This window comes from Paracoccus sp. 22332, from assembly GCF_052045125.1.
GTDB classification, from domain to species: domain Bacteria; phylum Pseudomonadota; class Alphaproteobacteria; order Rhodobacterales; family Rhodobacteraceae; genus Paracoccus; species Paracoccus haematequi_A.
In genome coordinates this window covers 1-26,830 of record NZ_JBQEOI010000037.1, presented here as the reverse complement: position 1 = coordinate 26,830, position 26,830 = coordinate 1, and the positions used below count along the sequence as shown (strand labels likewise).

Sequence of the window (26,830 nt, the reverse complement as noted above, 5' to 3'; positions counted from 1 at the left end):
GCGGCACCCCGCGTTGAGCGCAGATCGAGGGTGACGGCCTGCGGCAACCGTTGCATAGCGTAATAGTGTAATATTACTCTATTATAATAGAGTAATATTACCCTAGCATGCTATCATTCCGCCGGAGAGCCTGCCCGAAGCTATCACAATAGCAACCTAGGATAATAGCATCCTGGCACGCTATCACCCTGCTCCGGATTGCAGAGCGGCTCTCGGCGGCGGCCACATGGTCAAAATGATAGCATGATAGGCGTCTATGATAATATCATGCTAGCTTGATGGTGGACCGGAGGCGCAAAGCGCTGCCGTGAACGCCGGCGATAAGGGAAGCGAATGGAGTTGAGGGAGATGCTGTTCAGGATGAGCCACCGGCCTCGCGAAGCTTTGTTGGTAAGCGCCACGTTCTCCAAGCCGGAACAGTTAGGGCCTCTTCGCAACCCGGCCCTCGACGAAATGCGCCGCTCCCTCCGGTCAAGGATCCAATTGCCCGATCCGCAGGCTGCAAAACGAAAAATCACCGCGTAACTTGGTTTTGATTAAAAACCCTCGAAAAACAGGGCAAAATCGCCTTCTCAACATGGCTTTTTTCAAGCCAGACTCGAAATACGGAAAAGAGAAAAAGGAAAATTATTTTTCCGGGGAGATGTGCATGAATTCTTCCTTGGTGGAAATCGCGTCTCCGGGGAGATGAGGTCAGCGGCGACACCGTGAGTATGGGAACCATCACGGATCCAATGCGGAGGTGGCCTCCGAAGGCAGAGAGCGCCACACCTTGACTGGCACTCCCTGAACGCTGGGCCAGGACAGTGGCAAGGGGTCGATCGCGTGTGCGTCCTTGTCCCCCGCAGAGACGATGACCATTGCTGGGCGATGCCCTCCCAGGCATCAGCCATACACCAACTCCGGCGCCACCGCCTCCCAGACGTCCCGGCGCAGGTGAGCGCGGAACTCCTCCTTGTTGTCGGCCTTGCGCCAGCGCACCACGGCGCCGACCTCTCCGCGCAGGAAGTTCAGACCCCCCGGTGGCGACTAGCTTCGAGCCATGCGCGCCAGGGCACGTCCATGGACATCGTGGAGCAGCCAGGCTCCCGCTTCGTTCACCAGGCGCACAGGATTGTAAGCGGTCTCTGGCCCCCACATTGTCTGATCTTGTCGTAGCTGCGAGGCGTTCTCCCATTGTTTGAAGGGAGTGCGTTTCGCAATGTGTGCTCAAACTGCGTTTCTCACATCGCTGGGTGTGGATGGTCGTGCAGGCACATAAGAAGATCGGCATCCAAGATCGGCACAGAGTTGCGCTTATTGCTCATAACTCATAGTAATCACGTCACTTCCTTTCATCACGAGATCGGCAAGATGATCCTTGAAACACCGGCCCGTATCGAACCCTGCGGGATCGAGGAAACCATCCCCGTGGCGCTGACGGATCTGGTTCTCGAAATCCGATCGGCGGCAGAAGCGCTCGGGCGCGGGCTGCAGCCAGACAGCGCGGCCGAGTTGCGTGCCATGACGCGGATCATGAACGCCTACTATTCGAACCTGATCGAAGGCCACAATACCCGTCCGCGCGACATTGAGGCGGCCTTGGCCGGCCATATGGATCAGGTCGAGAACCGCCCACTGGCCGAAGAAGCTGCGGCCCATGTGCGCGTGCAGGAATGGATCGACGACATCCACGCACAAGGCGTGCTTTTTGAACCGACCTCGGTCGCGTTCATCCGCGATCTGCATCGCCGCTTTTACGAGGCCATGCCTCTGGAGCTGCGCTTTGTCGAGCATAATGGTCAACACAAGGAGATCATCCCGGGAGCCTTCCGCGCCGAGGGCGAGGAGGTCGCCGTGGGCCGTCACCTGCCTCCCTCGGCACCGCGGATCCCGGATTTCATGGACTACTTCGCCGCCCGCTATCATGGACTGACACGCGGCGCATCCGGCCGCATCCTGTCCATTCCCGCAGCGCATCACCGGCTGAACTATATCCACCCATTTCTAGATGGAAATGGCCGCGTTAGCCGGCTGATGTCCCATGCCATGTGTCAGGCGGCGGGAATCGGAGGTCATGGATTGTGGTCGATCAGCCGGGGGCTTGCACGCGGGCTGCAAGACCCTGCAGAATATAAAGAACGTATGGATGTCGCCGACCGGCCGCGTCAGGGCGACCGCGACGGGCGCGGAAACCTTTCGCTAGCGACTCTGACTTCCTTTTCTGGATGGTTCCTGACCGTCATGCTGGATCAGTTGCGCTTTACCGACGCGATGTTCGATCTCGGGCGGCTAAAGGACCGTTACACGAGGCTCATAGCCGATCTGTATCCAGGCAGCGATCGAATGCCGCAGTTGGTATCGCATGTGCTTCGGCACGGAGAAATGCCGAGGGGTGACGCGCCCCTCGTCACCGGCGCATCCGAGCGTGCCGCGCGGGGCGACCTTGGCAATCTGATCGCTGGCGGTTTTCTGAAATCGTCAACACCCAAAGGGCCAGTGCGCATCGCCTTTCCCCTAGATTATCGTGAACGGTTGTTTCCGAACCTTTTCACCGATGCCGAACCTCTGGTGCCGCCACCCCCCCTGCCGCCAAGGTATTGAGAAAGCCCCGTGTCAGGTCCGTGCTCAACCGGAAAAGGATGTTGGTCAAATCGGCCAAGAATGTGAAGCCTGGTGGGCCAGCAGGATAATTCCCAAGGCTGGTTAACCCGGATGAAGCATTCCCTCACAGCCTTATATTCGTTTAGAGTGCCTGCCCAGCCAAGTGCGCAATTCGTTCCCAATCAGCCCTTGTGCCTCTGGGCTGATCCCGCTTATTGGTCCGAGGAGATAGAAGCCAGGCTGCGCAGCATGAAGCTGAAGAGCCACATCCACCGCAAAGGCAAGCGTGTATCGACCCAGTGAAAACCTGCTCATGCTACAAGGAGTAAAACGTAGCGATGAGTGGACAATTGGAAGACGTCGTCAAACGGTGGACGGCCAAGCGTAAGTCTGCGCTGGTCATCGAGATCATTCAGGGCAAGACGACGGTGGCGGAAGCCAGCCGCAGCTATGACCTTTCCCTATCCGAGATCGAAGGCTGGGTCGATGATGCCCGTCGGGCATGGAAAATGCGCTGCGAGCGAACCCGCTCGATGTTCGGCAGGAATACGAGAAGCAGCTCCGGGATCTGCAGGAGACCTATGGCGAGGCCATGCTGGAACTGCGCGCCCGAAAATAGCTGGCGGCCCTCATGGAGCGGGAGGACGACAATTGATCCGGACGCTCCATGAGGGCCTGCTGGCGTATGGGATCAAGGTGTCTTTGGCAAAGCTCTGCGCTTAGTTCGGCGTGCCGCGACGGACGGTCTATTACAAGCCGACCAAGGCTGCGCCAAAGGTCGATGCGCGCTTCGTGGACCCAATCAAGGCGATGATCGAAGAGAGCCCTTCGTTCGGCTACCGGACAGTGGCGTTCCTGCTGGGCTTTAACAAGAACACGGTGCAGCGGATCTTCCAGCTGAAGCATTGGCAGGTCCGCAAGCGCCCCATCGGCATGCGGCCCCGCATCCAGGCGCTGCCGTCCGTCGCCATCGCGCCGAACGAGCGCTGGTCCACCGACCTGTGCCGGATCTGGGCCGGCAAGGACGGCTGGACCTCCTTGGCCTTGGTCATCGACTGCCACACGCGCGAGCTTCTCGGCTGGCACCTGTCGCGCACCGGCAAGGCAACGACGGCTGCCAGCGCTTTAGAGCACGCCCTGATCAGCCGCTTTGGCACCCTTGGCCGCGTCAATCGCGAGTTCCTGCTGCGGTCGGACAATGGCCTGGTCTTGCAGAGCAGCTCATCGACCTGGTAAAGTAGCGGCCTTTGAGAGGGCGAATTCCGGATCTTCTGTTCATGCGACGTTCATGTCCAAACGCAATCTTGTAGGCCTGAAAAGGGAACACCTGCAATCCGATCAACGCTGGCACGCAACCCCAGACCGGGCCCGCTATTGACCCACGTGGCCTGCTTCCTGCTTACCGTCTTGCTGCCTCTCAGGAAAATGCACAAACGCACCTTCAGGTGAACAAGTCGGGGCGAACATTCAACAACTCGCTTGCCGACGCAACAAATACGGAAGAAGTAATTTCGTAAAATTCTTTCTTACAAATGAATTTCAAAATATTACGATTGAGAAAAATCCGCTAAGTTTTCCATCCCACCATTCTACGAGGCTGTCATCAGAGTTGTTGATCTTTCTGGATGCAACCTCTAGTTTATCACGCATATAGCAAACAACTTTTGACCAGCTCGACGACTTCCAATGAACACTTAGCCAAGGACTAGGGAACCAGCTTTGTGCCGGTCCAACGGTCCAACGGTCCAACGGTCCAACACCTTTTCAGCACTTGTGCATCAACGGCAAAGGAGGTTGGCCATGACGGAACAATTCAATAAATACGGGATCTCGCCCGACAACGAGGAGAGCGGTCTGGAGAATATCGGAGCACAAGGTTCTGCGGAGCATTATAATCTTCCCGTCCCTCTCGCTGGTTTACAGACGAACAAAGCGGACGATGCCCTCGATCCTCTTCAGAAGTTCGTCCAGCAAATTCGGGAAACGCTTCCGCTTGGTTATGCTGTGGATGAAGAAGAGCAGGTCATTGTCAATGCAGCCATCCCTGACGGACTTTGCGGCCTCTTCCGTCCGGTGCTGCGCGTGCGTGATCCGCATTCTGGGAGCGGATGGGCCCTCAAGCTCGAGTTCCTCGATCCTGACGGCAGGATTCGCACCCAAACCTATGAAGAGACGGACACATTCGGAACAGGCCGATATGTTCAAGAGCTTCGTGGATACGGCTTTTATATCGGCCCTGCACCAACGGAAGTGACACGATTGCTGCGAAGCTGGACACGTCAATCACCTCCGGCGAAAGGCTGGCGTGTTGCGCGAACGGGCTGGTCAACGTTTCCGGACGAGGAAGAGGTCTATGTCCATTCGGATGGCTCGGTGGATTCAGATCGCAACCACCTGGGCCAGAAAATCATTCTGCGCGGAGCCCGCCCGGTCGAGGTGAACGGCACCCTAGAACAATGGTCAGCTGTCGTGGCAACCATGGCGGTGGGTAATCCCCTGATGATCTTCGTCATCGCGGCGTCTCTTGCTGCTCCCTTTATGAAGCCGGCTGACCTTCAGACGATTGTGTTCAACCTTTATGGCCGCTCGTCCTCCGGAAAGTCTCTGCTCCTTCAGGTCGCGCAGAGCTGCTGGGGAGATCCCGCGAGGCTGCGCCGCTGGTCGGAAACCTCTGCGGGCATGAGAGAGCTGAGAGGGTTAAGCAACGACGGGCTGATGGCCTGCGACGGGCTCCCCGTAAACCCCTCGTCAAAGGATCTGACAGCGCTCACGGATCTTGAGGAAGACAGCCATTTCGCCGATGCCCATGCCCGCCACCGGAACCTCGTGCTGATGAGCGGTGAGATTTCGAGCGAGACCATTTTCCGCCGTCGCCGCAAGAACCCTTCTGAAGCGTTCCAGACACGCTTTCTGGATATTCCTGTCGATCAAGGTGCGTATGGCGGCTTCAACGATCTTCGCGGCTATCAGAGTCCAGACGCTTTGATTAATATTCTGCGAATGGGACTTGCTGCCAACTACGGGCATGCGGGGCGGGCAGTAACAAGGCTGCTGATCGATAATCATGACCTCTGCAAACACAGCCTGCCCCGCTGGATGGCCAGCTTCGTGCGGCAGGAGTTAAAAGCGCGAGGTCAAGATGTCTCCAATCCGGTCTTCGTCCAGCATCTGAGGCGCTTTGCCCTGGTGTCTGTCGTGGGGGAGATGGCGATCAAATGGGGACTGTTGCCATGGCCCCGTGGCACAGCCGATCAGGCGGTCCGTGATGTTAGTTCGATGTGGCAAGCGACCTCGACGCTGGGGGAATTCGGGAAATCACTATACCGGCTGACGGCCTTCCTGAAAAAACGTGAGGACCAGCTTCCCTGGGAAGGAGACATGCCTTTTCCTGAAGACCATCCCGTGGGATTTCAGGATGCGGGGTATTACTATGTCAAGCCGGAACTGTTCCGCGAGGAGATCGCAGATGATCCTGACGAACTGAACGCGCTCGATCGCGCGGGCATTATCGTGAACGGCGGAGAGCAACGGTCGCATCAATATAAAACGGGTGCGAAGCAATGGCATAAACGACCTCGGGTCTACAGGATAGCCAAGAACGCCTTGCAAACACGTGAGATAAAGCGCGAATAGGACAACGCTGCCTTCATTGGCACCCTTCTGCGGTGACGACGCGGAGCACAAGGCCAAGGCAACACGCGTCATTGCAAGTTATCACCCGCCATCAACGTGTAAGAAGGCGCCAATTGGCCCAAGATGCTGTCCCACGGAGTTCTCTAATCGCCTTCGTCAAGGACTGACCTTTCTACGTTTCAGCCTGCGCACCGGGCTCTGTGGTTCTCTCCGCGGTCACCGCGCCGGATGCCGCATGTTTGCGTTCAGGGTCGGGTGAATCGAAGTGGTGTGCGCGGTCTTTGCCGCAGTCTTGGGAACGATCTCACCCGCGCCGCGCGTCCCGGCTGGACGCATTCTGTTGCGCTGATGTCAGCGACGGTGCGACTGTGCGACTTCAGGCCATGGCTGCTTCCTCTTGGAAGGGCGTGTTGGTGCGCCACATGGCATGCAGCGTCACGGCCAGCTTCCGCGCCAGTGCAACCTTGGCCTTCCGTGGCCCGGTTCTGTCGGCAACTGTCTTTGCCCAGTTGCGCAGGCGGGAGCCGCCAAGCTTCCGGCAGAAGATTGCGTTTGCTGCTTCGAACAGGCATTTCCGGGTAAACCTGTCGCCGCGCTTTGACACCCGTCCGTTCCGGCTGATCTCCCCCGACTCATATCGCTTCGGCGTCAGTCCGAGATAGGCGCCTGCGCTGGAGGACCGCCGGAACCGCGCGGCGTCGTCGAAGGCTGCAACAACCGCCATGGCGGTGATCGGTCCGACACCGGGAGCGGTCATCAGCAGCCTGACTGTTGCATGCCGCTTGGCGATCGCACGGATCCGGCTGTCGAGCGCGGCAATACGGGCCAGGATATCACGCCGGGCATGGAGTAAGGCCTCAAAGATGGGGACAAGATCAGGGGCAATTGCCAGTTCCTTTGAGATGATCTCCTCCGCACGCCGCTTGAACCCTCCAACCCGTTTGCCGAACATGACGCCGAAGGTCTTCAGCAGACCCCGGATCTCGTTCTCCAGCTTGACCCGCATGCCAACCAGGGTCTCGCGCGCCGTGAGCATTGCCCGGTTGGCATAGGCCTCATGGCTCTTGATCTGCACTGCCTTGAACCAACCGGTGCGAACGATCTGCGCCAGGCCTCTGGCATCATGCCGGTCGGTCTTGTTGGGCATCATCTTCAACACCCCATTCGCGTGCCGCGCATCGATGCAGATGATTGGCACCTGCCGTGCGGTCAGCGCGTTCCAGAGCCAGACGGCCAATGGTCCGGTTTCCATGCCGACCCGTTGGAGGCCATCCCCCCGCGCCATCAGCCAAGCGGCGATCCTGTCTGGGCAGGTTGGCACTTTTGCCTCTGCCAGGATCGTGCCATCCTGAGCCGGTTATTATCGAGGCGGCGATGGCGATGAAATCCGGATGCTGGTTAGGCTCGACAACCATCTTAAAGTCAGTTGACCTTAGTATTTTCGCGTAATCTACCTTGCAAATCTTCCATGCCATGGATTATTTGCAAGGTTATGTACAACCGTCATGTTTTCAAAGCCGTCATTTCTGCCCTTGATGAGCAAGCGGCTGTGGTCTTGCTGGGACCCCGGCAGATCGGAAAAACGACCTTGGCACTGGATGTTGCCGGACAGCGTCGCTCTGTCTATCTGGATTTGGAGCGGGAGGCAGATCGGCGGATCCTTGTCGAGCCTGACCTTTATCTGGACGAACTGGCTGGAAATCTGGTGATCCTTGATGAAGTCCAGCAGATGCCGGACCTGTTCAGGAACCTGCGCGGTCAGATCGACATGCGCCGTCGCAAGGGGTATCGCACGGGGCAGTTCCTGTTGCTGGGATCGGCATCGAACGTGCTGTTGAACCAGTCGGCAGAGTCCCTGGCAGGTAGGGTCCGCTATATCGAGATGCCGCCTCTTCTGTTAGACGAGGTGGGCGAAAACCGCCTGAATGACCTTTGGCTGCGAGGGGGATTTCCAGACAGCTTCCAGGCCGCCCATAACCGTGCCAGCCTGTCCTGGCGCGAGGACTTTATTCGCACCTATCTTGAGAGGGATATCCCCGCCCTTGGACCGCGCATTCCTGCGACGACGCTGCGACGGTTCTGGACGATGCTTGCGCATACCCAGGGTGGGCTTCTGAACGCCTCGGCCTTGGCCGAAGGACTGGGCATATCGGGCCAGACGGTTGGACGCTATCTTGATCTTCTGGTTGATCTGATGCTGGTTCGCCGCCTGACGCCCTGGCACGAGAATTTCGGCAAGCGCTTGATCAAGTCCCCCAAGGTCTATGTCCGGGATAGTGGCCTGGTCCACGCGCTTCTCGGCCTTGGCTCTCTCGAGGCACTCCTGGGCCATCCCGTCGTTGGTGGCAGCTGGGAAGGGTTCTGCATCGAAACGCTGATCGCCGCTGCGCCTTCCGGGACGGAGGCCTTCTTTTATCGAACCTCGGCCGGGGCAGAACTCGACCTGGTCCTTCGACTGCCGGATGGCAGCACCTGGGCGATTGAGATCAAGCGCACCACTTCACCCAAGGTATCCCGCGGGTTTCATCTTGCGATCGAGGATATCGGCGCCGATCGAAAGCTGTTGGTTTATGCGGGAGATCGCGAGGTGCCAGGCGAAAACGGACTTCGGGCAATGCCGCTCGGTCGCACTCTTGCGGCCTTGCGAGAAGCCTGATCGCGAGCAGCGCGGAAATTGCCAATTGGCAATTTTCATTTTCCAGCCCTGTCGGAAAGGTAATCATCCAGGGCCGATCTCAGTTCGGCTTCGCCGATGCTGGCCGGAAATTCGAAACGGATCCTGTTTCCGCGCTTCTGGACGGTAATGCCGGACGGCTTGCCAGCCTTGGGCGCCGAACCATAAACGGCCGCTTTCAGGCGCGACAGAACCTTTGGAACGGCAACATAGCCCCCCTGCCCTGCCCTGGCCTTTTCCTGTTCGGCCGCAATCCTTTCGGCCTCGGCCAGAACCTTGTCCTCACCGTCCTGAAGCATCACGCGTATCTGCCGGGCGTGCAGTTCCCTGATTTCAGTGATGCGGGGCCAGGCGTCGATGATGGCCTTTGGCAGCCGCGCAAGATGCAGATAGCGCGACAACCATGCCTCGGACACCTCAAGGCGTGCGGCCATGGTCTTCTGCTTTCCCCCATAATAGGCGCCAAGCGCCTGAAGGTAGTCGCAGGCCCGCTCATAGTCACTGAGATCGGCGCGGTCCCGGTTTTCTATATCGGCAAGACGAAATGCTTCTTCGTCGGTCAGGTCACGGACTTCGATCAGATAACGGAACTGGGGATAGTTGTTGGCCCGCAACCAAGTGACGGCGAAATGCCGACGGGCTCCGCAGATGACCTCGTATTCCGCGCCCTGCCCCACCGGCAGCTTGCGAACAATGGCCGGAAATTCCTGTTGGCCTTGTGCCTTGAGGCTGTCGATCAGGTCGCGGCAATTTTCCTCGGTCAGCAGATCATAAGCGCGGTTATGCCGGGACCACATCACGCAACGTGCGGGATCGACCCATCTCAGCACCTTTTCCTCGCGCTCGCCGCTTTCCGAAAGCGCGTTGGTCCGTTTCAGGAATCTGGCACCTCCCCGATCCGGGGTTGCTGGCGCAGGCAGATCCTTCAGGACATCGTCGAAGATCGCATTGTGTCGCTTGCTCACAACAAGCCCTCCTTGCGCAACTGACGGTGATGGCTTGGCCAAGTCTTTCGGATCAGGAGCTCGACCTCGCGCCCGACAGCATCAAGATAGGCCCGACAGCGCTTGTGTGTCTCGGTCCGGGTCGCGGGGCCAGTCAGTTCATAGACCGTCATCAGATTAGCCGTCGCATTGTCGATCTCAGCGGAATCCCTCAGCGAAACGCTCAGCATGTCCTGCGGAAACACCGCATCCATCATGCGCTTGATGGCCTGATGCGCTGACTTCTGGTCGTTCATCTTGGAAGTCAGGATCTTCACGAAGCTGTATTCCCGCGCCCCGCCATGCCGCGCCAATTCTGCCAAGGTCGATTCCATCATCTTCAGAAAATGTGCCGTGGAAGCAAAGTCGATATTGTTGGGCGGCGCGGGAATCAGCAATGCGTTGGCCGCGCGCAGCACCGACAGCGACAGCATCCCAAGCGCGGGTGGCGGATCCATGAGGATGATGTCGAACTGGTCTGCGATCGAGGCGACACCCTCGCGCAGACGGTCAAGGATGAAGGCCGGGTCGCGTGCCATCCGCGCGGCAAATTCGTATTCCGCGTCGTAAAGCCCCAGGTTCGCGGGAATCAGGGCTATACCGGGCCAATGGGTCGCTCTCAGGGCGTAATGCAGCGACTTTGGTCCGCCATGCTGCAGGAAGGGATAAAGCGTGTCTTCTTCCTCATCCACATCGACATCGGGGTTCAGGCCAAAGACGGCAGTGGTCGAAGCCTGCGAATCGCAATCCATAACGCAGATACGGTAACCGCGCAGCGCGAAATACTGGGCCAGATGAACTACCAATGTCGTCTTGCCGACCCCACCTTTGAAATTTTGCACCGCCATGATCAGGGGCGGATCGTCAGGGTCGCGATGCGGAAGCGTGCCGAACACCTCACGCATCCGGTTTATGTCTGCCAAGCTGTATCCGTGGCGGCGATTGGTGGTCTCGTCCTTGGACGGTTCGGGAAGCCGGCCATCCGATTCCGCATCCCGGATTGCCTTTTCTGACCGCCCCACCATCTCGGCAGCGGTGCGAACGTTGAAAAGCAGATCGAGTTGCTTTTGCGTTCCGGGAGAAAAAACTCTTTCCCTCAGCCGTTCGATCACGGTTGAGGCACGCTGGCTGAGAATTGCGAGCTCGTCCAGGGTGACGGGGGGCAGAACATGGTTCATCGTTGCAACTTCGCTGCTCGTTCCCCGGCAGTATGTCGGAAAGCAGCCAACGGGTAAAGTTCGGTTTTTCGAGCCAGGACTCTGGAAAACCGATAGTCGGTAATCCAAGCAACGATTACCGATTTTTGCGCTATTTGCTTTGGTGAGAAAGAGGCGCAAGTCCCATTTTGTAAGGAATGACAGTCTTAGCGGGCGGATCCTGTGGATAAAATCAAACAACCTATTTGTTCGGATTCATCTGATTCAGATTCGTGATGAGTAACTTGTTGATCGTACTATGGTTTCTTTGGAAAGTCTTACGGTTTGGGACTGCACTGCATACTTTCCGGGATGGCTATCCTTACGATTCGGGCGGCATGGGCTTACAGATCGGGTGCTGCGGAAAGCTTACGTTCTGGATGCCTTATCCAGGCCCGAATCACGCCAAAAATTGTTCAGCAAAAGCAGGCGCTTGCGAATCACTTGGAGGAACCAGCCGACGGTTAGGCTTACTTTTTGGGTGATGCTAATCAGACACAAGCCAGCCTGCTTGAAAAATTACCATGGCAAAGCTACAAAAGTAAGGCTGAAGATGTAGGTGAAACGTGGCGGACGCATCGATTCGAACGGTTGAAGCTCGGCCCAATGCCGACAGTCTGGTCAAGCCGGGCGAGCTTGTCGACCTTGTGGAAGTGACGCCGCTGACCTTGAGCGACCGTCGGATCTATAACCAGCTTCTGGAAAACGCATGGGATGCCATCGACAAGCCGGTGACGCATGTCATTGCCAAATCCGTGCTGCGAGGAAGTCACAACTCCAACGACCGCGTCGGTGAAAGCCTTGAAAGGCTGATGTCGGCAATCGTCAAGGTCGCTGTGACCTGGGAAGGTGAACCGGCCATAGAACGGGTCCAGCTTCTTGGCGGAAATCTGGAAAGCAGCCGGAACGACGGTTTGCTGGAATACGAAATTCCTGCGCGCTTGCGAAAGATCATCCGCAATAGCCAGGTCTTTGCGCGTTTGCAGCGCGAGGTCATGTTTGCCTTGTCCTCGAAATACGCGCTGACTTTGTATGAGATGGTGCAAAAGCGCGGAAATCTTCGCTGGAAAGCGTCGGAAAGATTCACGCTCGATTCCCTGCGCGGCATCATGGGCGTGCCGAAGGGCAAGCTTTCGTCCTGGTCCAATCTGAAGCTGCGTGCCATCGATCCGGCGGTGGCCGAGGTCAACGCGCTGTCGGATTTCATGGTCGAGATTTCGCCGATCAAGACGGGGCGGGCCGTTACCCATGTCGAGATGCGATGGTGGCGCAAGGATGGCGATGCCAGCGGAGCCGCAGACCGCGCGCTGCAATTTTCCAGGGTAGGACGCCGGATAAAGGTCGAAGGCAGGGCCGAACAGGTGATTGCAGGGCAGGGGGCTGGACCCCGTCCTGCATGGCTCGACAGTCGAGGTCCAGCCCTCCAAACCGCAACCTATGAAACAGCACGCCTGCGCCATCCCGGCTATGACATCTACTTTGTAGAAGGCGAATGGCGACGGTGGAGCGAAGCAAAAGAGCCTCCACATAACCCTGATCGCGCCTTCTTGGCGTTCTTTCGTAGCTATGCCGAGAAGCATCCCATTTAAAAATTGCCAATTGGCAATTTTTCGGTGAAGCGGCTAGGGTGTGTTGACGTTCACCGGAGTCGGATGACGGTTGCGGCGAGAGCAATGAAGGCGCTGAAACTTTCATCAGTCTTGCAGCAGCGCATGGCGATGCCTCTGTATTCCTTGAGCCTGCCGAAGAGGTTCTCGATCAGGTGCCGCCACTTGTAGGTTTCGCGGTCGAATTCGGCGGGGAAGCGGCGGTTGGACTTTGGCGGAATGACCGGCTCGATCCCTGCACCGGTTTGCGCCTCGCGCAGCCAATCGGCATCGAACGCCCGGTCGGCAAGAAGTTGGCCACACGTCAGGCCATCGATCAGCGCCCCTGTGCCGCGCAGATCATGGGCCTGTCCCGGCAGCAGCCGAAAGTCGGTCAGGTTGCCGACCGCATCGGCCAAAGCCATGATCTTGGTTGTTATCCCTCCGCGAGAGCGCCCGATGGCCTGGCTTTGAGTCCCCCTTTTGCGCCCTGTCCGTGGCGGTGAACCTTGACGATGCTGCCGTCGATCATGGCGTATTCAAAATCGGCATCTTCAGCCAGGGCTCGGAACATGCGGTAGAACGCATCGGCCTTTACCCATCGCCGGAACCGCTTGAACACTGAATTCCACTTACCGAAATCCGCCGGCAAGTCGCGCCATGGACAGCCGGTCCGGACTATCCAGATAACCGCCTCAACAAAAAGCCGAGGGTCGGGGCCGGTGCGGCCAGGGTCACATTCCCGGCCAAGGCAATGTGGAGCGATAAGTGCCCATTGTGTGTCGGTCAACGTCGTGCGGATCAAGGTTGCCTCCCATTTGGCAGCCTTGAATCAGCCAGCGATCAGTTTGGAAATCCTCAAACGTCAACACGCCCTAGTTGTTGTACGCTACCTTCGGGACGAGGCGGGGCCGATCAGGAGCTTATGGATCACGCCGCTTAGGTCACCATACGCCGCGCCATGGCTAAGGTATGGGTGACAAGGATTGCCTTGGACACCAATGTACCTGTTCGCTTCCTTGTCCCGGAAGATTTCCAGCAAACGGCACAAGCCAATGTCGTTTTCACGAACCTGACGGACGAATACCCGGCCTGGCTGTGCCGCGAGGTTCTATTGGATCTGGTCTGGGTTCTGGAACGGGCCTACCGGCTGCCGCGCACCGACATCGCCCGCGCCCTCCACGGCCTGCTTTCTGCGCAGGAGATGGTGGTCGAACATGCCGACCGCGTCGGGCTGGCCGTCGAGCGTTACCGTCAGGGCGGGGTAGAGTTCTCGGAACATCTGATCGCTCTGGCACCCGCGATGCGGGCTGCCGGGCGACGTTCAGCTTCGACCGGCAGGCCGCGGACAAGGCCGGGCAGGACGATGGTGCCTGAATTTACCTGATCGTTCGATGCCGCCTCACCCCACCCCCTTTTTCGCGGCTCTTCGCAGCAGAGCGCGCACGCTTGATGGGTACCACTTCGTGCTGCCGCGCGGGGTGCGTTCGCGCATCTGTTCCAGCCGTTCGGCGATGCCGGCCAGCGTTAGGCCGGGATCAGCCAGGCGCATGCCGACGACGATGGCCAGCAGCCGGTCATCGGCATCCCGTCGCGGCGCTCGTTCCAGCACCGTGTCCGGCAGCAGCCCGTCCCGGACATAGCGCTTGGCCGCACGCTTCAGCTTTTCCACCGACCATGCCTGGCCGCTGCGCGCCTGGACCAACCTTGCCAGGTCATCCCAAGCCATGCCGGGCCGGTGCCGCCGCACAAGCGGCAGCCAGTCATCGGCCGAGGCCTCCAGCTTGCGGAAATAGGTCTCGTCGCGCGCCATGCGCAGCTTGCGGATCGCCTCGCGGTCGCCCGCCCGCAGGGCCGGATTGCCGCCCACTCGCCCCTGCGCCCGGGCCGAGCGCAGCCCCGCCTTGGTCCGCTCGCGGATCAGCGCGCGTTCCAGTTCCGCCACCGCTCCCATCACCTGCAGCGAAAAGCGGCCCTGCGGCGTGGCCGTGTCGATGGGATCGCCCAGCGAGCGGAAATGCGCACCCCGCGCCTCCAGCGTCTCGATCACCTGCAGCAGATGCGCCAGCGAACGGGCCAGCCGGTCGAGCCGCACCACCACCAGCGTATCCCCGGACTGGATCTGGGCCAGAAGCCGCGCGAGGGCAGGGCGGGTGCGGTCGGCGCCCGAGGCGTGCTCCTCATGGATGAAGGCGCAGCCGGCCTGGCGCAGTTCTACCAACTGCGGATCGAGCGTCTGCTCGAGGGTCGAGACGCGGGCATAGCCGATGAGCGGCATGGAGGGTTCCGGGTTGGGGCTGTTTGCGCGCGTTTATACACATTCGCAAGGCAGGAGAAAACGGTCGTTTGCAGGCGCATTCAAAACCTGAGCGGCGGGAAGAGCGTAAGGAATTTCCTACCTTTCCGTTGCGAATCCTGATCCCGTCATCGTGCACGATGAGGCTGATACGGCCTTGATCCAAGCCGGAACGCCCGTTCGGACCATGCAGCAAAGTAATCCGTGGTTGGGTTACTTTCTGCGGTCATGATGAAAGATGACCTGTCTTGGCAGATAAAGGATTTCGCACCAGAACAGGTATGCCAGGCCTGCTTCATGCAGGCCAGCAGCCACGGAGCGGAAGGGTACGAAAGGCACGGCAGGCCGTTGAAAATCCTGAAATCGCATCGCGTCGTTTTCGCCCCAGGGGAGCCAATACCCATGGAGCGCGCCAGCCACCGGCACCCGGCCTAGGACCTGCGTTGTCGCATGGCGGAATCTTGGGTCGCCGCCGACAGGCGCATCCGCAGGGATCGGGCAGGCCGGGCGCCTGCGCAGATTCGCTTATTGTCCCGATCTGTCCGGGTCGTCTTCCTGGGCGGTAACGGCGCGAAGGTTGTTGGCCTCCAGCCAGACCGGGTTTTCGGCATACATGTCGCGGATCAGCTGCTTGACCAGTTTCAGATAGCGCGACGCATCACCCGCGCGGTGGTTCAGGATGACCGGAGAAACCGCGCGTGGGCTGTCGATCGTCCGATACCGCACGTCCGACCGCATCTGCTGCGCCGATGACGGAATGATGCAGATGCCCGAATCCGCCGCGACCAGGCCAAGCGCGGTCTGGATCTCTCTCACCTCCAGAACCTCGGCGGGGCGCACCCCCTCGTCCTGGAGCAGTCCAAGCACCTGATCGGCATAGCTGGGGCGCGGTTCCTTGGGATAAACGATCAGCTTCTGCCCGGACAGCGCGGACAATGGAAACGTCGTGTCCTGTCGCGCCAAAGGCATGTCCAGGGGCAGGGCGGTCACAAGACGTTCCTCGCGCAGGACGGTGCTGACGACATTCGGATCGCTGTGCTTCAACCGGCCAAAGCCGATATCGATCCGCCCTTCCTTGAGCGCCGAGATTTGCTGGATCGACAGCAGCTCAAGCAACTGGATGTCCAGTTCGGGCGCATTCTGGCGCAGTTTCCTGACCAGCAACGGCAGGCCCCCGTAAAGGGTCGAGGCGACAAAGCCGATGGACAGCACCCGGTTGCGGTTCATGCCCACCCGGCGCGTCGCGTCCTTCATCTGCTCGACGCGCCCCAGCACCTGCAAGGCCTGTTCATAGAACAGCCGCCCCGCGTCGGTCAGCTTGATGGGCCGGCTTTTGCGGATGATCAGGGCCACGCCCAGTTCTTCTTCCAGCAGCTGGATCTGGCGGCTGAGCGGCGGCTGGGCGATATGCAGACTCTCGGCCGCGCGGGTAAAGTTCCGCTCTCGCGCGACGGCGGTGAAATAGCGCAACTGCCGCAGATCCATCGCCGCCCCCCTGTTCAAAACCTTAAAGACGCACTTTCTTCAGGTATGCTGCGCCGCGGCAAGCGGCTGAATAACCGTCTTTTCCTGTGTATAATACCTTCAGGGTATGGTTTCGAATCCAATCGGTGTTGGACCGACAGCCTGGGAGGGATGCATCTTGATGCCATGAACCAGCCATACGCCCCCTTCGCCACAGCATCCATCGCCGCCCCCGTCGTGTCGCGGGTCGAAACGGTGATCCTGGACCTGCCCACCATCCGCCCGCACAAGCTGTCGGTCGCGACCATGAACGGGCAGGTTCTGACCCTGGTCCGCGTCCATTGCAGCGACGGCATTGTCGGGATCGGCGAATGCACCACCATCGGCGGGCTTGCCTATGGCGGCGAAAGCCCCGAAAGCATGAAGACCAACATCGACACCTGGTTTGCGCCGGTGATGATCGGCCAGGATGCGACCCGGGTGCAGGCGCTGATGGCGCGGATCGGCAAGATGGTGCGCGACAACCGCTTTGCCAAATCCGCCGTGGAATGCGCGCTGCTGGATGCCCATGGCAAGCGTCTGGGCCTGCCGGTCAGCGAGCTTCTGGGCGGGCGGTGCCGCGACCGGCTGCCGGTGGCCTGGACGCTGGCCTCGGGCGACACCGCCCGCGACATCGCCGAGGCGGAACAGATGCTGGATCTGCGCCGGCACCGGATCTTCAAGCTGAAGATCGGCGCGCGCGCCTTGCAGGACGACATCGCCCATGTGGCGGCGATCAAGGCCGCACTTGGGGATCGCGCGGCGGTGCGCGTCGATGTGAACATGGCATGGTCCGAACATGACGCCGCGCTGGGCATGGCCGCGCTGGCCGATGCGGGTTGCGAACTGGTCGAACAGCCGGTGGCCTCCGCGGCGGCCCTGGCCCGCCTGGTGCGCCGTTTCCCCGTGGCGCTGATGGCCGATGAATCGCTGACCGGTCCCGAAAGCGCGTTCGAGGTTGCCCGCGACGGGGGCGCCGATGTCTTTGCCGTCAAGCTGGAACAAAGCGGCGGGGCCTTCAACGCCTTGCGCGTCGCGGCCATCGCGGATGCGGCGGGGATCGGGCTTTACGGCGGCACCATGCTGGAAGGCGCGGTGGGCACGGTGGTCTCGGCCCATGCCTTTGCCTGTTTCGCCAATCTGCAATGGGGCACCGAACTGTTCGGCCCGCTGCTGCTGACCGAGGACATCCTGCAAACCCCGCTGGATTACAGCGATTTCGAACTGACCGTTCCCGCCGGTCCCGGCCTGGGCGTGACGCTGGACGAGGACCGCGTGGCCTTCTTCGCCCGCGACGGCATCCGCAAGACGACAAGGATTTGACCATGCTGTATCACGTGACCATGGACGTGAAGATTCCGCGCGACCTGCCCGCCGATGAAAGGGCGGACATCCTGGCGCGCGAAAAGGCCTATTCCCAGGATCTTCAGCGCCAGGGCAAATGGCGCCACATCTGGCGGATGGCCGGGCAATACGCCAACGTCAGCATCCTCGACGTGCGCGACAACGCCGAACTGCACGACATCCTGTCGAACCTGCCCTTGTTTCCCTTCATGGAGATCAAGGTCACGCCGCTGCTGCGCCATCCCTCGGCGATCAGGGACGACGATCGCTGACACGACCCACGGGCCGGCGGAGGGTCGGCCCCACCCAGTTTCCATGTGAATCCAGGAGGAGAACCACCCATGACAGTCAAGATTTTCGACCGTCCCGACACGCAGGAGTTCCTGAAGGAGCTTAGCGGCCTGAACAGCGCCGACGGCGATCCGCGCATGAAGGAGATCACCCATCGCCTGATGTCGGACCTGTTCCGCGCCATCGACGACCTGGACATCACCCCCGACGAATACTGGGCAGGCGTGGCCTGGCTGAACGACCTGGGCGCCGCCGGTCAGGCGGGCCTGGTCTCGCCGGGCCTGGGGGTCGATCACTTCCTGGATGAACGGCTGGACGCCATCGACGCCGAACTGGGCATCGAGAACCCGACCCCGCGCACCATCGAAGGGCCGCTGTATGTCGCAGGCGCCCCGGTGGAACACGGCTTTGCCCGTCTGGACGATGGCCGCGACACCAACGGCCATACGCTGATCATGCACGGGACGGTCCATGGTTCGGACGGCAAGCCCTTGCCGGGTGCGCAGGTCGAGGTGTGGCACTGCGACACGCGCGGCTTTTATTCGCATTTCGATCCGACCGGCGTGCAGTCCGACTTCAACATGCGCCGCACGATCATCGCCGATGAAAACGGTCGCTACAAGTTCCAGAGCATCCTGCCCTCGGGCTATGGCGTGCCCCCCGGAAGCCCGACCGAAAAGCTGCTGACGGCGCTTGGCCGCCACGGCCAGCGTCCTGCGCACATCCACTTCTTCGTCAGCGCCCCCGACCACCGCAAGCTGACCACCCAGATCAACATCGAGGGCGATCCGCTGATCGACGACGATTTCGCCTATGCCACCCGCGAAGGCCTGGTCCCCCATGTAGTCGAGCGCACGGATGCCGACAGCATCCAGGCCAACGGCCTGAACGGCCCCTTCGCCGAGATCAGCTTCGACATCCACCTGACCCCGCTGGTCGACGGCGTGGACAACCAGGTCAACGAACAGCGCCGCCGCGCGGCCGCCTAAGCGCACCCGGACGGCCCCCCGAAGGGTGTAGGGCCGTCCCCGCCACCCATCTTTTCATCACCGATATTGGCAGGGACCGGCCGCGACGCGCGCCCCCCTGGGGAGGAGAACTCATGTCCGCGATCATCGAAAAGGCCCGCGATCTGGATCACCTGCTGGACGTTGCCGTCCAGGACGACAAGGAGGCCGGCCTGTTCCGCTGCCGCCGCGACATCTTCACCGACGAAGACCTGTTCGCGCTGGAAATGAAGCACATCTTCGAAGGCAACTGGGTGTATCTGGCCCATGAAAGCCAGATCCCGGACATCAACGACTATTACACCACCTGGATCGGCCATCAGCCCATCGTCATCACCCGCGACAAGACGGGCACGCTGAACGCCGTCATCAACGCCTGCGCCCACAAGGGGGCGATGCTGTGCCGCCGCAAGCAGGGCAACAAGGGCAGCTTCACCTGTCCGTTCCACGGCTGGACATTCTCCAACACCGGCAAGCTTCTGAAGGTCAAGGACGCCAAGACCACCCAGTATCCCGACCAGTTCAACCAGGACGGCTCGCACGACCTGACCCGCGTGGCGCGGTTCGAAAGCTATCGCGGGTTCCTGTTCGGCAGCCTGAATCCCGACGTGCAGCCCCTGCGGGAGTTTTTGGGCGAAACCACCGTCATCATCGACCAGATCGTCGACCAGGCCCCCGAGGGGCTCGAGGTGCTGCGCGGCAATTCGTCCTACATCTATGACGGCAACTGGAAGCTGCAGATGGAGAACGGCTGCGACGGCTATCACGTCAGCTCGGTCCACTGGAATTATGCCACCACCATGGAGCGGCGCAGCGAAACCGGCACCAAGGCGGTGGACGCCAACAGCTGGTCCAAGTCGGTCGCCGGCGTTTATGGCTTCGAGAACGGCCACATCCTGTTGTGGACCAACACCAGGAACCCCGAGGTCCGGCCGGTGTGGAACCGCCGCGACGACCTGATCGCCCGCCTGGGCGAGGAGAAGGCCGGCTTCATCATCAACCAGACGCGTAACCTGGGGATCTATCCGAACGTGTTCCTGATGGACCAGTTCAGCACCCAGATCCGCGTCGTCCGCCCCCTGTCGGTGGGCCAGACCGAAGTCACCATCTTCTGCTTCGCCCCCAAGGGCGAGAGCGCCGAGGACCGCGCCACCCGCATCCGCCAGTACGAGGACTTCTTCAACGTCTCGGGGATGGGCACGTCGGACGACCTGGAAGAATTCCGCGCCTGCCAGACCGCCTATGCCGCGCCCTTGTGGAACGACATGTCGCGCGGCGCCCCCCTGTGGATCGAGGGGCCGGACGAAAACGCCCGCCGCATGGGGCTGAACCCGCTTCTGTCGGGCGAACGCAGCGAGGACGAGGGCCTGTTCGTCTGCCAGCACGAATACTGGGCCAAGGCGATGCGCCAGGCGCTCGCGGCCGAAAAGGCAGGCATGAAGACCGGAGAAGCAGCATGAGCCTGGATCACACCCCCGCCCGCACCGACCATGCCGCCATCTGCGCCTTTCTGTATCACGAGGCGCGCCTGCTGGACGACCGGCAGTGGGACGACTGGCTGGCCTGCTATGCCCCCGACGCGTCCTACTGGATGCCGGCCTGGGACGACAACGACCAGACCACCGAGGACCCGCAGTCCGAAATCTCGCTGATGTACTATCCCAACCGCGAGGGCCTGGAAGACCGGGTGTTCCGCATCAAGACCGAACGGTCGGGCGCATCGACGCCCGAACCGCGCACCAACCACTCGGTCCAGAACGTCGAGGTGGTGGCCGACCGCGGAACCGAGGTGGACGTGCGCTACAACTTCCACACGCTGAGCCACCGCTACAAGGCCACGGACCAGTTCTTCGGAACCATGTTCGTGACCCTGCGCCGGACGGATGACGGGCTGCGCATCGCCGCCAAGAAGATCGTCCTCAAGAACGACTACATCCGCCAGGTCATCGACGTCTACCACGTCTGACGGCCGCCAGTGACCCCGCACAACCGCAAGGAGGAGGCGACCATGTCCTACACGATCGCGCTGAATTTCGAGGACGGGGTCACCCGTTTCGTCGACTGCAAGCCCGGAGAAAAGGTTCTCGATGCGGCCTTCCGCAACAAGATCAACCTGCCGATGGACTGTTCCGACGGCGTCTGCGGCACCTGCAAGTGCCGGGCCGAAAGCGGCGCCTATGACATGGGCGACGAGTATATCGAGGACGCCCTGACCGAGGACGAGGCCGCCGAGGGCCTCGTTCTGACCTGCCAGATGGTGCCGTCGTCCGATTGCGTCATCGCGGTGCCGGTGACGGCGGCGTCGTGCAAGACCGGGCAGCAGGTCTTTGCCGCAACCGTGGCGCGGATCGAGCCGCATCACGACGCGGCCGTGGTGCTGGAACTGGCGGTCGAGGACGGGGCGGCGGTGCCGTCCTTCCTGCCGGGCCAATACGTCAACATCGGCGTGCCGGGCAGCGGCGACCACCGGTCCTATTCCTTCAGCACGGCGCCGGGCGACCGCAGCCTGGGGTTCCTCATCAAGAAGATCCCCGACGGGCTGATGAGCACCTGGCTGGCGCGCGCCACGACCGGAGAGCGTCTGGATCTGACCGGGCCGATGGGCAGCTTCTATCTGCGCGACGGGGACAATCCCCTGCTGTTCCTGGCGGGCGGCACGGGGCTTGCGCCCTTCCTGTCCATGCTGGAGGTTCTGGCCCGCGCCGGATCGCGCCGTCACATCCATCTGATCTATGGCGTGACACGGGATCTGGATCTGGTCCTGGTCGAACAGATCGCGGCTTATACCGGCCGGCTGCCGAACTTTACCTTTGCCACGGTGGTGGCCGATCCGGCATCCGATCACCCGCGCAAGGGTTGGGTCACCCAGCACATGCCCGAGGAGATGCTGGCCGCCGGAGAGGTGGACGTGTATCTGTGCGGTCCCCCGCCGATGGTCGATGCCGTGCGCCATTACCTGGACGAGAACGGCATCCGTCCCGCCTGCTTCCATTACGAGAAGTTCACCCCAAACGCACCGCAAAAGGCCACCGCATGAGCGGGGCCGTCTTTGCGGGCCGGTTTTCGGGCAAGACCCTGGTCGTGACCGGGGCCGCGCAGGGGATCGGCCGGGCGGTCGCCCTGCGCGCCGCCGCCGAGGGGGGCCGGGTGCTGTTCGTGGACCGGGCCGAATTCGTGGCCGATGTCGCGGCCGAGGCTGGCGGGGACGCCGCATCCTTTGTCGCGGACCTGGAAACCTGGGACGGGGCCGATGCGGCCATGCGCCATGCGGCGGACAGCTTCGGCGGCATCGACATCCTTATCAACAACGTGGGGGGCGCGATCCGGATGCGGCCCTTCGCCCGGTTCGAGCCGGCCCAGATCGACGCCGAGATCCGCCGCTCGCTGATGCCGACGCTGTATTGCTGCCATGCGGTGCTGCCGCATCTGCTGGCGCGGGGCGGCGGCACCATCGTCAACGTGTCGTCCAACGCCACGCGCGGCATCCACCGGGTGCCCTATTCGGCGGCCAAGGGCGGCGTGAACGCGATCACGCAGTCGCTGGCCATGGAAATGGCGGGCCACAACATCCGCGTCGTGGCCACCGCCCCCGGCGGCACCGAGGCCCCACCCCGCCGCGTCCCCCGCAACGCCCAGGGCGACAATGCAGACGAAAAGGCCTGGATGGCCGAGGTGGTGGCGCAGGTGAAGCAATCGGCCTTGATGCACCGCTATGCCACGATCGAGGAGCAGGCCGCGCCGATCCTGTTCCTGGCCTCGGACGAGGCGTCCTACATCACCGGAACCGTTCTGCCCGTTGCCGGAGGCGACACGGGATAAGGCGCCGCCGGAAGCGGCACGGGATGGGCGCCGCGGGAGGCGGCACCGGCTGACCAAGAACTGAACCAATAACTGGGAGGGCAACAGGAATGCGCACGATAGACGTGAACGAGGCCATCGACCAAAGCCCGTTCGGACGGTTTCAATGGATGGTGGTGGCGCTGTGTGGTGCGCTGCTGGTGGTGGACGGCTATGACGTGTTCGTGGCCGGCACCGTGCTGCCCACGCTGATCGCCGAATGGGGCCTGACCAAGCCGCAGGCCGGCGCGCTGCAGGCCTGGGCGCTGTTCGGCATGATGTTCGGGGCCCTGACGCTGGGGCCGCTGGCCGACAGGATCGGCCGCAAGAAGGGCGTGGCGATCAGCTTTGTGCTGTTCACCTCGGCCACGGTGGCCACGGGCTTCGCCAACACGCCCGAACCGTTCAAGGTGATGCGCTTCATCGCGGGCCTGGGCTGCGGCGGACTGATGCCCAACGCGGTCGCGCTGATGAACGAATACGCGCCCAAGCGGCTGCGCAGCACCATGGTGGCGATCATGTTCTCGGGCTATTCCATCGGGGGCATGCTGGCGGCGGGCATCGGCATCGGCGTCATTCCCAGCTTCGGCTGGCAGCCGATGTTCTTTCTGGCCGCCGCGCCGCTGATGCTGCTGCCGCTGGTGCTGTGGAAGCTGCCGGAATCGCTGGGCTTCCTGATCAGCCAGGGCCGGCAGGACGAAGCCAAGCGGATCTTCGCCAGGATCAACCCCGGCACGGCCCTGGGCGCCGACGACCGGCTGGTGTTCACCGAAACCAAGACCGCCAAGGCCTCGATCGCGGAACTGTTCCGCCACGGCCGCAGCCTGCGCACGGCCATGCTGTGGGTGTCGTTCTTCTGCTGCCTGTTGCTGGTCTATCTGCTGTCGTCCTGGCTGCCCAAGGTGCTGCAAGAGGCGGGCTATGCCGAACGCGCCAGCCTGTTGTCGCTGTTCTCGCTGAACTTCGGCGGCATGGCGGGGGCGATCCTGGGCGGGCGCATGGGCGACCGGTTCGGCCTGCCCAAGGTCGTGGTGGGCTTTTTCGTGGCCGCCGCGCTGTCCATCGCGCTGATCGGCGCGAACCCTGCGCCCGTTCTGCTGTTCGCGCTGGTGTTCATGGCCGGCGCCACCACCATCGGCACGCAGATCCTGCTCTATGCCAGCGTGGCGCAGCTCTACAACATGTCGGTGCGTTCGACCGGGCTTGGCTGGGCCTCGGGCGTGGGCCGGGTCGGTGCCATCGTCGGGCCGACCTTTGGCGGGGTGCTGTTGGCGCGCGAACTGCCGCTGGGCCAGAACTTCCTGATCTTCGCGATCCCTGCGGTGGTCTCGGCCGTGGCAATGGGCGTCTATGCGCTCAGCAACGCCCGCACTGCCAAGGCGGTCCAACTGGCCTCTGCCTGATTTCTGCATCAAGCAAGGGCGCGCGGTCCCGGCTGCGCGCCCACATGTCCCCAGAAAGCCCAACCATGCCCCATCTGAACCTGCCGACCCACAAGCTGCATTACCGCGTCGACGACGGGGCAGGGGACAAGCCGTGGCTGACCTTCTGCAATTCCCTGGGCACCGATCTTCACATGTGGGACGCCCAGATTGCGGACTTCTCCAGGGATTTCCGCATCCTGCGCTATGACCGGCGCGGGCATGGCAGGTCCGGGGCCCCCGTGCCGACCTATAGCCTGGCCGATCTGGGCGGGGATGTCATCGCGCTTCTGGATGCGCTGCGCATCGAGCGCACCCATTTCTGCGGCCTGTCCATCGGCGGGCTGACGGGGCAATGGCTGGGCATTCATCACGGGCCGCGCTTCGACCGGATCGCGGTCTGCGCCACCGCCGCCCGGATCGGCACGCCCGAAGGCTGGCATGCCCGCATGGACGAGGTCAAGGGGAACGGCCTGGAAAGCCTTGTCCCCGCGACCGCCGAACGCTGGTTCACGCCCGCGTTCCGCGCAGCCCGGCCCGACGCGGTGGACGCGATCCTGGACAGCTTTGCCGCAACCTCGGTCGAAGGCTATGCCGGATGCTGCGCCGCCCTTGCCGGGGCGGATCTGCGCGACGGGCTTGACCGGATCGCCAACCCGCTTCTGGCGGTGTCCGGCGACGACGATCCGGTCTGCCCGCCCGCCGATCTGATGGCGATTGCCGCTGGCGTGCAACGCGGCCGCCACCTGTCCTTGCCGGGACGGCATATCGTCAACCTGGAATCGGCGGCGCCGTTCAACGCCGCCCTGAAGGATTTCCTGATCCCTGCCGCGTGCTAGCCCGGAAACGGCGGCAACGGCGGCAAGGTTCCAGAACTGCGCCCGCCCGCCCAAGCCACAAGCCTGACGATCCGGCGCGCAGTGTCGGCCAGAAGCCCGTCATTTCGCACGACAGCCTGGGACGCGCCCTGCACCTGTTGCGGGACATCGTTTCGCCACGACCGCGCGACGCGACCCGGCCTTGGCGCCGGTTTCGATAGGTCTGGAAGCCAGACCGGACCCAGGCGGCCCGCATGCAGGAAGCTGTGCGCCAAGGCTGGCGACACCCCGTCCGGCATGTCGGGGGCGCGACATTCGTCGCCTGGCGGCGGGTCATTCCGAAACAAGATGTCCATCCGCGGGCGACCAGGACAGGTGAAAGGGCTTGCCGATCGCCAGGGACAGGTCGGCAAGGTCTTCGTGCGCCTTCTGCACCCGGATTTCCCGGCCATCCTCCGTCTCGAAATAGATCGTCGCGGTGGCGCCGACGAATTCCTCGCCGATCATGCGCGCGGCGACGGAATTGCGCGCGTCCCCTGGCGGCTGCAGGTGGATTTGCATCCGGGTGTCCAGCACGGTCAGGCTGGCCGACTGGCCTGCGATGCCCAGGGTGTTTCCCGCGGGCAGGGCGAAATCGCCGCTGGGCGTGGCGATGATCGGCTGCCCTTGCCCGTCGCGCGTCAACTGGCCCGGAAAGATGTTCGACGATCCCAGGAAGTCTGCGACGAAGGACGTTCGGGGGGCACGATAGATCTCTTGCGGAGTGCCGATCTGTTCGATCTTGCCGCGGCTCATGATGACCACGCGGTCGGCCATGGAAAACGCCTCGGACTGGCTGTGGGTGACATAAACAAAGGTGATGCCGGTTTCGCGCTGCAGGGTCTTCAGGACCGACTGCATCCGCACCTTCAGCGCCGCGTCCAGCGCCGACAACGGCTCGTCCAGCAGCAGGATCTGCGGCTCGACCACCAGCGACCGGGCCAGGGCCACGCGCTGGCGCTGTCCGCCCGACAACTGGCTGATGTTGCGGTCCGCGAATTCGGCGATCCCCATCCGGTCCAGCCACTGTTCGGCGCGGGCGCGGCGTTCGGCCCGGCCCATGCCGCGCATCTTCAGGGCGAATTCGACATTCTCGATCACCGACAGGAACGGGAACAGCGCCAGGCTCTGCCAGACCATCGGCGTGTCGCGCGACCAGCTGGGCAGGTCGTTGATGGGTTTCCCCGACAGGCGGATCACGCCTTCGGACGGCGCCTCGAGCCCCGCCAGCATTCGCAGGGTGGTCGTCTTGCCGCAGCCCGACGAGCCCATGATGGCCAGGAATTCGCCCTGATGGATCTGCAGGTCCATCTTCTGCACGGCGGTATAGCTGCCGAACCGTTTGGCGACCCCGTCAAAGGTGACAAGGGGATCCTGGGTGGGGTCTTGGGTCACGATGTCATTCCTTTTCCGTGGCATCGGGGCGGCCCAGCAGCAGTTGCGCCAGGATCAGAAGCGTCATGGTGGTGACAAAGACAAAGGTGCCGATGGCGTTGATGCGCGGGCTGACCTGGGGGAGTGTCCTGAACTTTGTGTATCTGACCGGCTCCATGCGGTTTCAGATACTCAAGCGTCGAAGCGCTCGCCGAACATTATGGCGAACTGGTTGCGGGCCGCAA

22 protein-coding genes and 2 pseudogenes are annotated in these 26,830 nt (G+C 61.8%); 16 read left to right on the top strand and 8 right to left on the bottom strand.

The features are described from left to right. The first annotated feature begins 1,353 nt into the window (after positions 1–1,353). The 4 genes and pseudogenes from ACTJI6_RS19815 to ACTJI6_RS19800 all read left to right on the top strand — a co-directional run bounded on the left by ACTJI6_RS19815 (position 1,354) and on the right by ACTJI6_RS19800 (position 6,216). A complete protein-coding gene (locus ACTJI6_RS19815) occupies positions 1,354–2,583 on the top strand; it encodes a Fic family protein (RefSeq protein WP_338142921.1) in 1,230 nt (409 codons plus the stop codon). A 338-nt stretch (positions 2,584–2,921) separates the two neighbouring features. After that, positions 2,922–3,023: pseudogene (locus ACTJI6_RS19810) on the top strand (DUF1153 domain-containing protein); the annotation flags it as partial. Between the two features lie 370 nt (positions 3,024–3,393). Continuing rightward, complete coding sequence (locus ACTJI6_RS19805) at positions 3,394–3,819, top strand: DDE-type integrase/transposase/recombinase (protein WP_440803125.1); 426 nt, start codon at positions 3,394–3,396, stop codon at positions 3,817–3,819. A gap of 564 nt (positions 3,820–4,383) precedes the next feature. Beyond that, positions 4,384–6,216, top strand: coding sequence for a DUF927 domain-containing protein (locus tag ACTJI6_RS19800; protein ID WP_126154093.1), 1,833 nt, complete (start codon positions 4,384–4,386; stop codon positions 6,214–6,216). A gap of 376 nt (positions 6,217–6,592) precedes the next feature. Here the strand turns inward: ACTJI6_RS19800 and ACTJI6_RS19795 are convergent, their stop codons facing one another. Further along, positions 6,593–7,555 carry an IS110 family transposase gene (locus ACTJI6_RS19795; protein WP_440803126.1) on the bottom strand — a complete coding sequence of 321 codons (963 nt, stop codon included), beginning with the start codon at positions 7,553–7,555 and terminating at the stop codon, positions 6,593–6,595. A 153-nt stretch (positions 7,556–7,708) separates the two neighbouring features. Here ACTJI6_RS19795 and ACTJI6_RS19790 point away from each other — a divergent pair, with 153 nt between their 5' ends. Further along, a complete protein-coding gene (locus ACTJI6_RS19790; RefSeq protein ID WP_126156397.1) occupies positions 7,709–8,872 on the top strand; it encodes an ATP-binding protein in 1,164 nt (387 codons plus the stop codon). Positions 8,873–8,907: 35 nt separating this feature from the next. On the opposite strand, the gene ACTJI6_RS19785 is transcribed toward ACTJI6_RS19790, so the two are convergent. After that, a complete protein-coding gene (locus ACTJI6_RS19785; RefSeq protein WP_440803124.1) occupies positions 8,908–9,897 on the bottom strand; it encodes a ParB/RepB/Spo0J family partition protein in 990 nt (329 codons plus the stop codon). Then, a complete protein-coding gene (locus ACTJI6_RS19780) occupies positions 9,852–11,051 on the bottom strand; it encodes an AAA family ATPase (RefSeq protein WP_126156399.1) in 1,200 nt (399 codons plus the stop codon). The genes ACTJI6_RS19785 and ACTJI6_RS19780 overlap by 46 nt, the downstream gene beginning before the upstream one ends. Positions 11,052–11,635: 584 nt before the next feature. Here ACTJI6_RS19780 and ACTJI6_RS19775 point away from each other — a divergent pair. Beyond that, entirely contained in the window at positions 11,636–12,658 is a 1,023-nt protein-coding gene (locus ACTJI6_RS19775) for a replication initiation protein (protein WP_126156400.1), read from the top strand. Between the two features lie 50 nt (positions 12,659–12,708). Here the strand turns inward: ACTJI6_RS19775 and ACTJI6_RS19770 are convergent. Continuing rightward, positions 12,709–13,445, bottom strand: a pseudogene (locus ACTJI6_RS19770) (IS5 family transposase). Between the two features lie 201 nt (positions 13,446–13,646). Between ACTJI6_RS19770 and ACTJI6_RS19765 the strand changes: the two are divergent. Next, a complete protein-coding gene (locus tag ACTJI6_RS19765; protein ID WP_126156367.1) occupies positions 13,647–14,042 on the top strand; it encodes a PIN domain-containing protein in 396 nt (131 codons plus the stop codon). Positions 14,043–14,057: 15 nt separating this feature from the next. Here the strand turns inward: ACTJI6_RS19765 and ACTJI6_RS19760 are convergent, their stop codons facing one another. Next, positions 14,058–14,933 (bottom strand): recombinase family protein, encoded by an 876-nt coding sequence (locus tag ACTJI6_RS19760; RefSeq protein ID WP_440803122.1) that lies wholly within the window; start codon positions 14,931–14,933, stop codon positions 14,058–14,060. Between the two features lie 543 nt (positions 14,934–15,476). After that, positions 15,477–16,436, bottom strand: a complete 960-nt coding sequence (locus tag ACTJI6_RS19755) for a LysR family transcriptional regulator (protein WP_440803120.1) — start codon at positions 16,434–16,436, stop codon at positions 15,477–15,479. Between the two features lie 165 nt (positions 16,437–16,601). Here ACTJI6_RS19755 and ACTJI6_RS19750 point away from each other — a divergent pair, with 165 nt between their 5' ends. The 9 genes from ACTJI6_RS19750 (at position 16,602) to pcaD (ending at position 25,193) form a co-directional block, all read left to right on the top strand. Continuing rightward, positions 16,602–17,777 (top strand): muconate/chloromuconate family cycloisomerase, encoded by a 1,176-nt coding sequence (locus ACTJI6_RS19750; RefSeq protein ID WP_440803118.1) that lies wholly within the window; start codon positions 16,602–16,604, stop codon positions 17,775–17,777. Positions 17,778–17,779: 2 nt separating this feature from the next. Beyond that, complete coding sequence (gene catC / locus ACTJI6_RS19745; RefSeq protein WP_440803116.1) at positions 17,780–18,070, top strand: muconolactone Delta-isomerase; 291 nt, start codon at positions 17,780–17,782, stop codon at positions 18,068–18,070. A 69-nt stretch (positions 18,071–18,139) separates the two neighbouring features. Continuing rightward, positions 18,140–19,078, top strand: coding sequence for a catechol 1,2-dioxygenase (catA, locus tag ACTJI6_RS19740; RefSeq protein WP_440803114.1), 939 nt, complete (start codon positions 18,140–18,142; stop codon positions 19,076–19,078). Positions 19,079–19,191: 113 nt separating this feature from the next. After that, the gene (locus ACTJI6_RS19735; RefSeq protein WP_440803113.1) at positions 19,192–20,556 is read left to right on the top strand and encodes a Rieske 2Fe-2S domain-containing protein; all 1,365 of its coding nucleotides are present in this window, start codon (positions 19,192–19,194) and stop codon (positions 20,554–20,556) included. After that, the gene (benB, locus tag ACTJI6_RS19730) at positions 20,553–21,062 is read left to right on the top strand and encodes a benzoate 1,2-dioxygenase small subunit (RefSeq protein WP_440803111.1); all 510 of its coding nucleotides are present in this window, start codon (positions 20,553–20,555) and stop codon (positions 21,060–21,062) included. The genes ACTJI6_RS19735 and benB overlap by 4 nt, the downstream gene beginning before the upstream one ends. A gap of 42 nt (positions 21,063–21,104) precedes the next feature. Further along, positions 21,105–22,133 (top strand): benzoate 1,2-dioxygenase electron transfer component BenC, encoded by a 1,029-nt coding sequence (benC, locus tag ACTJI6_RS19725; RefSeq protein WP_440803110.1) that lies wholly within the window; start codon positions 21,105–21,107, stop codon positions 22,131–22,133. After that, on the top strand, positions 22,130–22,915 hold the full coding sequence (gene benD, locus ACTJI6_RS19720) for a benzoate diol dehydrogenase BenD (RefSeq protein WP_440803109.1): 786 nt from the start codon (positions 22,130–22,132) through the stop codon (positions 22,913–22,915). The genes benC and benD overlap by 4 nt, the downstream gene beginning before the upstream one ends. Before the next feature lie 89 nt (positions 22,916–23,004). Continuing rightward, entirely contained in the window at positions 23,005–24,336 is a 1,332-nt protein-coding gene (locus ACTJI6_RS19715; RefSeq protein WP_440803107.1) for an MFS transporter, read from the top strand. A gap of 65 nt (positions 24,337–24,401) precedes the next feature. Next, positions 24,402–25,193, top strand: a complete 792-nt coding sequence (pcaD, locus tag ACTJI6_RS19710) for a 3-oxoadipate enol-lactonase (RefSeq protein WP_126155756.1) — start codon at positions 24,402–24,404, stop codon at positions 25,191–25,193. Positions 25,194–25,505: 312 nt separating this feature from the next. On the opposite strand, the gene ACTJI6_RS19705 is transcribed toward pcaD, so the two are convergent. Then, positions 25,506–26,630, bottom strand: a complete 1,125-nt coding sequence (locus ACTJI6_RS19705; protein WP_126155755.1) for an ABC transporter ATP-binding protein — start codon at positions 26,628–26,630, stop codon at positions 25,506–25,508. Further along, a complete protein-coding gene (locus ACTJI6_RS19700) occupies positions 26,611–26,763 on the bottom strand; it encodes a hypothetical protein (RefSeq protein WP_440803105.1) in 153 nt (50 codons plus the stop codon). Before ACTJI6_RS19700 ends, ACTJI6_RS19705 begins: the two co-directional genes overlap by 20 nt. Positions 26,764–26,830: the final 67 nt, after the last annotated feature.

Coding starts and splice junctions, on each gene's coding strand:
- ACTJI6_RS19815 (WP_338142921.1), top strand. CDS start 1,354: ATGATCCTTGAAACACCGGCCCGTATCGAACCCTGCGGGATCGAGGAA.
- ACTJI6_RS19805 (WP_440803125.1), top strand. CDS start 3,394: ATGATCGAAGAGAGCCCTTCGTTCGGCTACCGGACAGTGGCGTTCCTG.
- ACTJI6_RS19800 (WP_126154093.1), top strand. CDS start 4,384: ATGACGGAACAATTCAATAAATACGGGATCTCGCCCGACAACGAGGAG.
- ACTJI6_RS19790 (WP_126156397.1), top strand. CDS start 7,709: ATGTACAACCGTCATGTTTTCAAAGCCGTCATTTCTGCCCTTGATGAG.
- ACTJI6_RS19780 (WP_126156399.1), bottom strand. CDS start 11,051: ATGAACCATGTTCTGCCCCCCGTCACCCTGGACGAGCTCGCAATTCTC.
- ACTJI6_RS19760 (WP_440803122.1), bottom strand. CDS start 14,933: ATGCCGCTCATCGGCTATGCCCGCGTCTCGACCCTCGAGCAGACGCTC.
- ACTJI6_RS19755 (WP_440803120.1), bottom strand. CDS start 16,436: ATGGATCTGCGGCAGTTGCGCTATTTCACCGCCGTCGCGCGAGAGCGG.
- ACTJI6_RS19750 (WP_440803118.1), top strand. CDS start 16,602: ATGAACCAGCCATACGCCCCCTTCGCCACAGCATCCATCGCCGCCCCC.
- catC (WP_440803116.1), top strand. CDS start 17,780: ATGCTGTATCACGTGACCATGGACGTGAAGATTCCGCGCGACCTGCCC.
- catA (WP_440803114.1), top strand. CDS start 18,140: ATGACAGTCAAGATTTTCGACCGTCCCGACACGCAGGAGTTCCTGAAG.
- ACTJI6_RS19735 (WP_440803113.1), top strand. CDS start 19,192: ATGTCCGCGATCATCGAAAAGGCCCGCGATCTGGATCACCTGCTGGAC.
- benB (WP_440803111.1), top strand. CDS start 20,553: ATGAGCCTGGATCACACCCCCGCCCGCACCGACCATGCCGCCATCTGC.
- benC (WP_440803110.1), top strand. CDS start 21,105: ATGTCCTACACGATCGCGCTGAATTTCGAGGACGGGGTCACCCGTTTC.
- benD (WP_440803109.1), top strand. CDS start 22,130: ATGAGCGGGGCCGTCTTTGCGGGCCGGTTTTCGGGCAAGACCCTGGTC.
- ACTJI6_RS19715 (WP_440803107.1), top strand. CDS start 23,005: ATGCGCACGATAGACGTGAACGAGGCCATCGACCAAAGCCCGTTCGGA.
- pcaD (WP_126155756.1), top strand. CDS start 24,402: ATGCCCCATCTGAACCTGCCGACCCACAAGCTGCATTACCGCGTCGAC.
- ACTJI6_RS19705 (WP_126155755.1), bottom strand. CDS start 26,630: ATGCCACGGAAAAGGAATGACATCGTGACCCAAGACCCCACCCAGGAT.
- ACTJI6_RS19700 (WP_440803105.1), bottom strand. CDS start 26,763: ATGGAGCCGGTCAGATACACAAAGTTCAGGACACTCCCCCAGGTCAGC.